This window comes from Streptomyces sp. NPDC060366, assembly GCF_042725135.1.
GTDB lineage: Bacteria > Actinomycetota > Actinomycetes > Streptomycetales > Streptomycetaceae > Streptomyces.
The window spans coordinates 69187-77551 of the sequence record NZ_JBHXDC010000027.1 but is presented as its reverse complement, the minus strand read 5'-3'; the positions used below and the strand labels follow the sequence as shown (position 1 = coordinate 77551).

Sequence of the window (8365 nt, the reverse complement as noted above, 5' to 3'; positions counted from 1 at the left end):
CTGGCGTTGACTTTTGGCACGCTGTTGAGTTCTCAAGGAACGGACGCTTCCTTCGGTCCCGTCTCCGGGCCCCTCCGGGCTTTCCCTTCGGCCTTACGTTTCAAACAGTATCAGGCTTTTTCGCTTTCCCTGACCACACCTTCCGCAGACATGCGGAAGCCATAATTCGGGAGAGTTTCTGGCTTGATGGGTGCTGCCGACCGACGACGCGAAGTCGCCTCAGGGCCAGGCAGGGGTACGACAGTACATGCCGCCCCGTCGGGCAGGCAAATCGTTTTCGGGGCGCCGCGGGACCGCCAACTGGCAGCTCTCGGGCGGAACCGTCACTTCATATGACTTACGCTTCTGAACGGTACGTCGTCCATGACAGGTAGTGACGGCGTCAGACGAATCTCCGCCCCCTGGGAGGCTCCCCCATGACCAGCGTGACGTCCCCGCTTGCTGGACGCGCCATCGGACTCGCGGCTGTGCCGGATCCGGTGTTCTCCGACGCGATGGTCGGGCCCGGTACCGCGATCGACCCTGTTCGTGAGCCGTCCGAGGCCGTTTCGCCGATCGACGGCATCGTCGTCTCCCTGCACCCGCACGCCTTCGTCGTCCTCGACTCCGAGGGACACGGCGTGCTGACACACCTGGGCATCGACACCGTCCAGCTCAACGGCGCGGGGTTCGACCTGCTGGTCGCCAAGGGTGACACCGTGACGCGCGGTCAGGCCGTCGTGCGCTGGAACCCCGCCGACGTCGAGGCCGCCGGGAAGTCGCCGGTGTGCCCGGTGGTGGCGCTGGACGCGAGCGCCGACGCGCTCTCCGATGTCGTCCGGGACGGCGAAGTGAAGTCGGGCGACGCGCTCTTCGGCTGGCAGTGACCCTCGCTACACAGTCGTCACGGCCGTCGCCGTCATGACCGGCGGTCAGTTCATCAACCGCGGCGATCCGGTCGGTCGCCGCACAACCGGAGACGGGTGCAATGCAGACAACGCTGCGAGGCGTCGGCGTCAGCCACGGGGTGGCTATCGGCGAGGTTCGGCACATGGGCACAGCGGTTCTGGAACCGCCGGCCAAGCAGATCCCGACCGAGGAGGCCGAGCGCGAACAGGGACGCGCCCGCCAGGCCGTCGAGGCCGTGGCCGCCGATCTCATCGCCCGGGGCAATCTGGCCGGCGGCGACGCACAGGGAGTGCTCGAAGCGCAGGCCATGATGGCCCAGGACCCGGAGCTCATGTCGGACGTGGAGCGGCGTATCGCCGTCGGGAGCACGGCGGAGCGCGCCGTGTACGACGCGTTCGCGTCCTACCGGGCGCTGCTCGCGAACGCCGGTGAGTATCTGGCGGGGCGGGTCGCCGACCTGGACGACGTGCGGAACCGGATCGTGGCGCGGCTGCTCGGGGTGCCGATGCCCGGCGTGCCGGACAGCGACGAGCCTTACGTACTGATCGCGCGTGACCTGGCTCCCGCCGACACGGCGCTGCTGGACCCGACGCTGGTGCTCGGGTTCGTGACCGAGGAGGGCGGACCGACCAGTCACAGCGCCATTCTGGCGCGCCAGCTGGGGGTGCCCGCCGTGGTGGCGCTGCCGGGTGCGGGTGAGCTGGCCGAGGGCACGATGGTCGCTGTCGACGGCAGCAGCGGTGAGGTCTTCGTCGAGCCGAGTGAGACGAAGCGGGCGGAGCTGGAGAAGTCGGCCGCCGCACGGCGGGCCGCGCTGGACGCCTCCTCCGGGCCGGGCGCGACCTCCGACGGACACAAGGTGCCGTTGCTCGCGAACGTGGGCGGTCCCGCCGATGTGCCGGCGGCCGTCGACGCGGGCGCCGAGGGTGTGGGCCTGTTCCGTACCGAGTTCCTGTTCCTCGACGACAGCAAGCAGGCGCCGTCGGAGGAGAAGCAGGTCGAGGTGTACCGACAGGTGCTGGAGGCGTTCCCCGAAGGCCGGGTGGTCGTACGGGTGTTGGACGCCGGCGCGGACAAACCGCTGGACTTCCTGACCCCGGCGGACGAGCCGAATCCGGCGCTCGGTGTGCGGGGACTGCGGAGTCTTCTGGATCACCCGGACGTGCTGCGGACGCAGCTCACCGCGCTGTCGAAGGCCGCCGAGGGACTGCCGGTGTATCTGGAGGTCATGGCGCCGATGGTGGCCGACCGCACCGACGCCAAGGCGTTCGCCGACGCGTGTCGCGACGCGGGGCTCAACGCCAAGTTCGGGGCGATGGTGGAGATTCCGTCGGCCGCTCTGCGGGCGCGTTCGATTCTTCAGGAGGTCGAGTTCCTTTCGCTGGGGACCAATGACCTCGCCCAGTACACCTTCGCCGCCGACCGGCAGGTGGGCGCGGTGTCGCGGTTGCAGGACCCGTGGCAGCCCGCGCTGCTCGACCTGGTGGCGATGGCGGCGGAAGCGGCCGGGGCCGAGGGCAAGAGCTGTGGTGTGTGCGGTGAGGCGGCCTCCGATCCGCTGTTGGCGTGTGTGCTCACCGGGCTGGGTGTGACGTCGCTGTCGATGGGCGCCGCGTCTATCCCCTACGTACGGGCGACGTTGGCGAAGTTCTCACTCGCGCAGTGCGAGCGTGCCGCCGCAGCGGCTCGGGCGGCCGACACCGCCGAGGGGGCGAAGTCGGCCGCTCAGGCGGTGCTGTCCGGCGAGTGACCTGTGGGGCCGGCGGCTCGACCGGTCCGCGTTCGCAGGAGCTTCCCGTCGCGTCGCGGCGGGAAGCTCCTCGCGTTCAGCGGTGGATGTCCGGGTCCTCGATGCCGAGGTCGAACCCCGCCCGGTACTCCACGCCCGGTTCGGGCGAGAGCGGTTCGCCCGTGTCGGCGTCGGTGCAGTAGGCGCTGAAGACCTGGCCCTCGCTGAGCGGCGCGAGGGTGCTGTCCCTGAGCCGCCAGCCGTGGAGCCTGTCCGGGGCGTCGGGCCCGGACGTACGGAGCACGACTCCGCCGGGGCTGTCGAGCGCGATGCCGGCGGCGAGGACGGTGACGAACTCCGCGCTCTCGGACGCGTCGAGCCGGGCGGGCCCGGTGTCGGGCCGTTCCAGATGGAGGGCTGCGAGGAGTTGTTCGTCCGGCGTCGGGATGCTGCACACGAGGTGGTGTGTGCCCGGTCCGGCCCGCTCGATCAGATGGGTCAGTAGCCGTGAGGCGCGGTCGAACGAGGCGCGTCCGATGTCCACGCCGCAGTCGGCGCACTCCCCGAGGTCGGCGAGGACCATCGTCGCGTACTCCCATGTGGCCTTGCGGACGACGGTGTTGACCAGCTGCGGGACGAGCTGCTCGACGAGCTGTCCGGTGTAGGGCACGACGGCGCCGCCGGTCGCCGCGATGCGTGCGGTGAAGCGGCCCCGGCTGGCCACGGCGTCCGGGGCGTGTCCGGTCTCCGCGCAGTACTCGGCGAACTCCTCCGGGTCGAAGAGCGCGACCGAGGTGTGCGCTCCCTCGGTGGCCAGTGTGCGGAGCAGTCCGTCGATCTGGCGGAGATACCTCGGGTGGTCGTCGAAGGTGAAGGTGCGGTAGCGCCGCATGGCGGCGAAGTCCTGCTCGTCGGCGAGCAGGCCGACGGTGCACGGCACTTCGCGGCGCAGCGCGCGCAGTTCGCTCCGTGCGCTTCGCGACGTGCCCGTCGGACCGGTCCGTTCGGCGTTCCCGTTGTTCCCGTTGTTCCTGCGGTTGCCGTTCTTGCCGTTCGTGTTCTTGCGGTTCGCGTTCCCGCGGTTGGTGTGCGCCATGACTCCCCCTGAGCACTGTCGATCACTGCTCACTCAGAGTAATCGGGGGGTCTGACAACGGCGCTCACGAGCGGTTCGCGCGGCGCTCCCGGGCCAGGGACTCGTAGAAGTTCAGCAGTTCGAGATTGTCGACGGAGCCGGGGTTGACGGCCTTGGCCAGCTCGGTGCCCTGGAGCAGGCGCTTCACCGGGACCTCGATCCGTTTGCCGGTGAGTGTGTGCGGGACGGCCGGGACCTGAATGACCGTGTCCGGGACGTGGCGCGGGGAGAGTTCCTGGCGGATGGTCGCCTTGATGCGGGCGCGCAGGGCGTCGTCGAGTACGGCGCCTTCGGCGAGATGGACGAAGAGCGGCATCCAGTAGCCGCCGTCCGGTTCCTCCAGCCCGATGACCAGTGATTCGCGGATCTCGGGGAGGCGTTCCACGGCTTCGTAGATGTCGGCGGAGCCCATCCGTACGCCCTGGCGGTTGAGCGTGGAGTCCGACCGGCCGTGGATGACGACCGAGCCGCGGTCGGTGAGGGTGATCCAGTCCCCGTGGCGCCAGACGCCGGGGTACATGTCGAAGTAACTGTCGTGGTAGCGGCTGCCGTCCGGGTCGTTCCAGAACTTGACGGGCATCGACGGCATGGGGTTGGTGACGACGAGCTCGCCGACCTCGTCGATGACCGGTTCACCCAGCGGGTCCCAGGCCTGGAGGTCGGTGCCGAGGCAGGCCGCCTGGAGTTCGCCGATGTGGACGGGGAGGGTGGGGACGGCTCCGGCGAAGCAGGTGCAGACGTCGGTGCCGCCGCTGACGGAGGCGATCCACAGGTCGTCGGCGACCTCGTCGTGGAGCCAGCGGAAGCCGTCGGGCGGCAGGGGCGATCCGGTGGTGGCGACGCAGGCGATCCTGGACAGGTCGTGGTCGCGTGCGGGGTGTACGTCCGCCTTGCGGCAGGCCATCACGTATGCGGCCGAGGTGCCGAAGAGTGTGGCGCCGGTCCGTTCGGCGACGCCCCACTGGGCTCCGGTGTCGGGGTAGCCGGGGCTGCCGTCGTACAGGACGATCGTCGTTCCCGTGAGCAGGCCGGAGACGAGGAAGTTCCACATCATCCAGCCGGTGGAGGTGTACCAGAAGAACCGGTCGCCGGGACCGAGGTCGCAGTGCAGGCCGATCTGTTTGAAGTGTTCGAGGAGGATGCCGCCGTGCGACTGGACGATGGCCTTGGGGAGGCCGGTGGTGCCGGAGGAGTACAGGACCCAGAGCGGGTGGGCGAACGGCACTTGCTCGAAGACCGGTTCGGTGTCCGCGGAGGTGAGGGCGGACCAGTCGAGCGCGCCCTCGGGGGCCGGGGTGCCGAGGAGTGGGATATGGACGACGGCGCGCAGGGTGGGCAGGTCGACGCGGAGTTCGGCGACGGTCCCGGTACGGTCGTGTTCCTTGCCGCCGTAGCGGTAGCCGTCGACGGCGAACAGGACGACGGGTTCGATCTGCTGGAAGCGGTCGAGGACGCTGCGGGCGCCGAAGTCCGGTGCGCACGAGGTCCAGACGGCTCCGACGGCGGCGCTTGCGAGGAACGCGACGACGGCCTGCGGGACGTTGGGGAGGTAGCCGCTGACGCGGTCGCCGGGGCGTACGCCGACGGCGCGCAGTTCCGCGGCGAGTGAGCCCACCTGGCGGCGCAGTTCGGCCCAGCTGAGGGGCGTCGGTTCCTGCGTCTCGTCCACGTGGAGGAGGGCGGGTTCGTCGGCGCGCGCCGGGTCCTCGGCGGTGCGCAGGGCGTGCTCGGCGTAGTTGAGGGTGGCGCCGGGGAACCACTCGGCGCCGGGCATGGCGCGGTCGCCGAGTACGCGTTCGTACGGGGTGGAGAACCGTACGTCGAACCAGTCGGCGACGGCCGTCCAGAACGTTTCGAGCTCGGTGACCGACCAGTGGTGCAGCGCCGCGTAGCCGCCGTCGGCGGGGGCCCCGTACCGTTCGGCCGCCCATGCCTGGAACCTCGTCACGTGCGCGGCCGCGATCCGGTCGGCGTCCGGCTGCCACAGTGGCGCTGGGCTGGCTGCTGAGGTCATGCGGTGGCTCCCGGTCTGGCTCGGACGCGTCGTGTGCGTGGGGCGCGCGCACAGGTGTGGAGGTGCGTCCCGCCTCCCACGGACGATGCCATGTGATCGTCTTTCGCACCAGACATGCCCTGACGGGTGCCCGGAAGGGGCTCGGGCGACATGTGGCCGCACCATGGGTGAACGGGAGTTGAACGCGGCCCGTTCGGTCTCGGCCGGGTGGCAGGCTGAGCAGCATGAACGGTCGTGAGCTGCTGCGCTCGATGAAGGATGCCGGTTCGCTGCGGGGGATGCGGACGGTGCGGTCGGCCTGGCGTCGGCGGCGTACGGACGAGCGGGATCTGCCGGCGCGCGGTGCGGAGCGGGCCAGGGTGCCCGGAGCGGTGAGTGGCGCCGAGCCGTTGGCGGGCGGTGGGATCGTCCGGTTCGCTCGGGCCGAACTGCGGGTGTGGGTGGCGGTCGGCGGCGCCGTCTTCTGGGGATGGGACGGCGACGGGCCGTCTCCGTCGTACGCGCTGTCGGGCGATCCGCCCGAGCCGGATCCGCGGGCCGTGCTGGAGCCGGACAAGGACGGCGGCTGGCGGGTGGTGTCGGAGCGGGTGACGGTGGCGGTGTCCCGGCACGGCGGTGTCGAGGTGGCGACGCCGGGGGGTGTCGTACTGCGCCGTGAGCTGCCGCCGCGCTGGTGGGAGCCGGTGGACGGGAGCGGGCCGGCGCGCTGGGCGCAGCGGGCCGAGGTGGCCGCCGACGCGCGTTTCTTCGGGCTCGGCGGGCGGGCGTCGGGGCCCCGGTTGCGTGACGGCGTGTACCGCCTCTGGAACACCGATCCGGGGGGCGCTTTCGGTCCCGGCGACGATCCGCTGTACATCACGATGCCGGTGCAGTTGGTGGTGGCGGACGCGGGCACGCACCTCGCCTTCTACGACAACTCGTGGGACGGACGCGTCACTCTTGAAGAGGGTGAGGAGGGTGCGGGCTCCGGTCATGACCGGCCGGGGACGTCCGAGGTGCGGATGGACGGCGGTCCGCTGCGTTGCTGGGTGCTGCTCGGCACGCCCGCGCGCGTGCTGCACGGCTGGACGGCGCTGACCGGTGTGCCGGCGCCGCCTCCTTCGTGGGCGCTGGGGCCGCAGCACGCGCGGTGGGGTTTCGGCAGCGCGGATGAGGTTCGGCGGATCGTCGCCGGCTACCGCGAGCGCGGGCTGCCGCTGTCCGCGCTCCATCTCGACATCGATCACTACGACCGGCATCAGGTGTTCACCGTCGACCGGCGGAACTTCCCCGATCTGCCCGCTCTCGCCAAGGAGTTGCGGGCCCAGGGGGTGCGGTTGGTGTCGATCGTGGATCCGGCGGTGAAGGCCGCGCCGGGGAACGAGACGTACGACAGTGGCTCGGCGGCCGGCGCGTTCGTGCGGGACGCGCGCGGTGACGACGTACGGGGTGAGGTGTGGCCCGGCGAGTGCGTCTATCCGGACTTCACCGATCCGGCGGTGCGTGAGTGGTGGGGCGGTCTGTACGAGGAGCGGCTGGAGCAGGGCTTCTCGGGGGTCTGGCACGACATGAACGAGCCGGTGACGTTCGCGCCGTTCGGTGGCATGACGCTCCCCCGGTCCGCCAGGCACGCGCTCGACGGGCGTGGTGGCGATCACCGGGAGGCCCACAACGTGTACGGGCTGACGATGGCGGCGGCCGGGTACGAGGGGCTGCGGCGGCTGCGGCCGGAGGAGCGGCCGTTCCTGTTCTCCCGTTCCGGGTGGGCCGGTATGCAGCGGTACGGGGGCACCTGGTCGGGCGACGTGGCGAGCGACTGGCCGGGGCTGCACGCCTCGCTCTCCCTGGTGCTGGGGCTGGGGCTGTGCGGGGTGCCGTACTCCGGTCCGGACGTGGGCGGCTTCACCGGGAGTCCGACGCCGGAGCTGTATCTGCGCTGGTACCAACTGGGCGCCTGTCTGCCGCTGTTCCGTACGCACGCGGCCATCGACGCGGGGCGCAGGGAGCCGTGGGAGTTCGGTGACGAGGTGCTGGGCCATGCGAGGGCCGCGCTCCTGGAGAGGGAGCGGCTGGGGCCGTACTTCGTGACGCTGGCCCAGTTGGCGCGGCTGACGGGCGCGCCGTACGTCCGTCCGGTGTGGTGGGGCGCGCCGGAGGACCGGGCGCTGCGGGACTGCGAGGACGCGTTTCTGCTCGGGGACTCCCTGCTGGTGGCGCCGGTGCTGGAGGCCGGTACGGTCCGGCGCGCGGTGCGGCTGCCGCGCGGGCGCTGGTACGACACGGCGACGGGGGCGGCGTACGAGGGGCCGGGGCAGATCCGGCTGGACGCGCCGCTGTCCCGGATTCCGGTGCTGGCGCGGGCGGGCGCGGTGATCCCGGTCCGTGGCGCGACGGACTCCGACGGGGCGGTCGGGGGCATCGAGCTGGAGGTGTGGCGGCCGGCGCCGGGGCGTACGGGCGGCGGGCTGGTGGTGCGGGATCCCGGGGACGGGTGGGCGCATCCGGAGGTGGAGCGGTACACCTCGCGGCTGGTGGGTGACGAGGTGGTGGTCGAGAGGGTGACGGACGACGGGGTGGCACCGCCGGAACTTCCGGTGCGGGTACGGGGTTAGGTCCAGGG

Annotated in this window: 5 protein-coding genes; 3 read left to right on the top strand and 2 right to left on the bottom strand. The window is 71.3% G+C overall.

Going from position 1 to position 8365, the window contains the following annotated elements; genetic code table 11:
- Positions 1–416 precede the first annotated feature (416 nt).
- Entirely contained in the window at positions 417–866 is a 450-nt protein-coding gene (locus tag ACFWHU_RS35975; RefSeq protein ID WP_385802025.1) for a PTS glucose transporter subunit IIA, read from the top strand.
- Between the two features lie 101 nt (positions 867–967).
- A complete protein-coding gene (ptsP, locus tag ACFWHU_RS35970) occupies positions 968–2638 on the top strand; it encodes a phosphoenolpyruvate--protein phosphotransferase (RefSeq protein WP_387230323.1) in 1671 nt (556 codons plus the stop codon).
- 76 nt (positions 2639–2714) lie between these two features.
- On the opposite strand, the gene ACFWHU_RS35965 is transcribed toward ptsP, so the two are convergent.
- Complete coding sequence (locus tag ACFWHU_RS35965; protein ID WP_387230321.1) at positions 2715–3713, bottom strand: hypothetical protein; 999 nt, start codon at positions 3711–3713, stop codon at positions 2715–2717.
- 64 nt (positions 3714–3777) lie between these two features.
- A complete protein-coding gene (locus tag ACFWHU_RS35960; protein WP_387230319.1) occupies positions 3778–5766 on the bottom strand; it encodes an acetoacetate--CoA ligase in 1989 nt (662 codons plus the stop codon).
- Between the two features lie 224 nt (positions 5767–5990).
- Between ACFWHU_RS35960 and ACFWHU_RS35955 the strand changes: the two genes are divergently transcribed.
- Positions 5991–8357 (top strand): glycoside hydrolase family 31 protein, encoded by a 2367-nt coding sequence (locus tag ACFWHU_RS35955; RefSeq protein ID WP_387230317.1) that lies wholly within the window; start codon positions 5991–5993, stop codon positions 8355–8357.
- The last annotated feature ends 8 nt before the right edge of the window (positions 8358–8365 follow it).

What these genes read in the sequence shown, in the direction of transcription:
- ACFWHU_RS35965 (WP_387230321.1), bottom strand. Translation starts at nt 3,713, where the DNA reads ATGGCGCACACCAACCGCGGGAACGCGAACCGCAAGAACACGAACGGC.
- ACFWHU_RS35975 (WP_385802025.1), top strand. Translation starts at nt 417, where the DNA reads ATGACCAGCGTGACGTCCCCGCTTGCTGGACGCGCCATCGGACTCGCG.
- ptsP (WP_387230323.1), top strand. Translation starts at nt 968, where the DNA reads ATGCAGACAACGCTGCGAGGCGTCGGCGTCAGCCACGGGGTGGCTATC.
- ACFWHU_RS35955 (WP_387230317.1), top strand. Translation starts at nt 5,991, where the DNA reads ATGAACGGTCGTGAGCTGCTGCGCTCGATGAAGGATGCCGGTTCGCTG.
- ACFWHU_RS35960 (WP_387230319.1), bottom strand. Translation starts at nt 5,766, where the DNA reads ATGACCTCAGCAGCCAGCCCAGCGCCACTGTGGCAGCCGGACGCCGAC.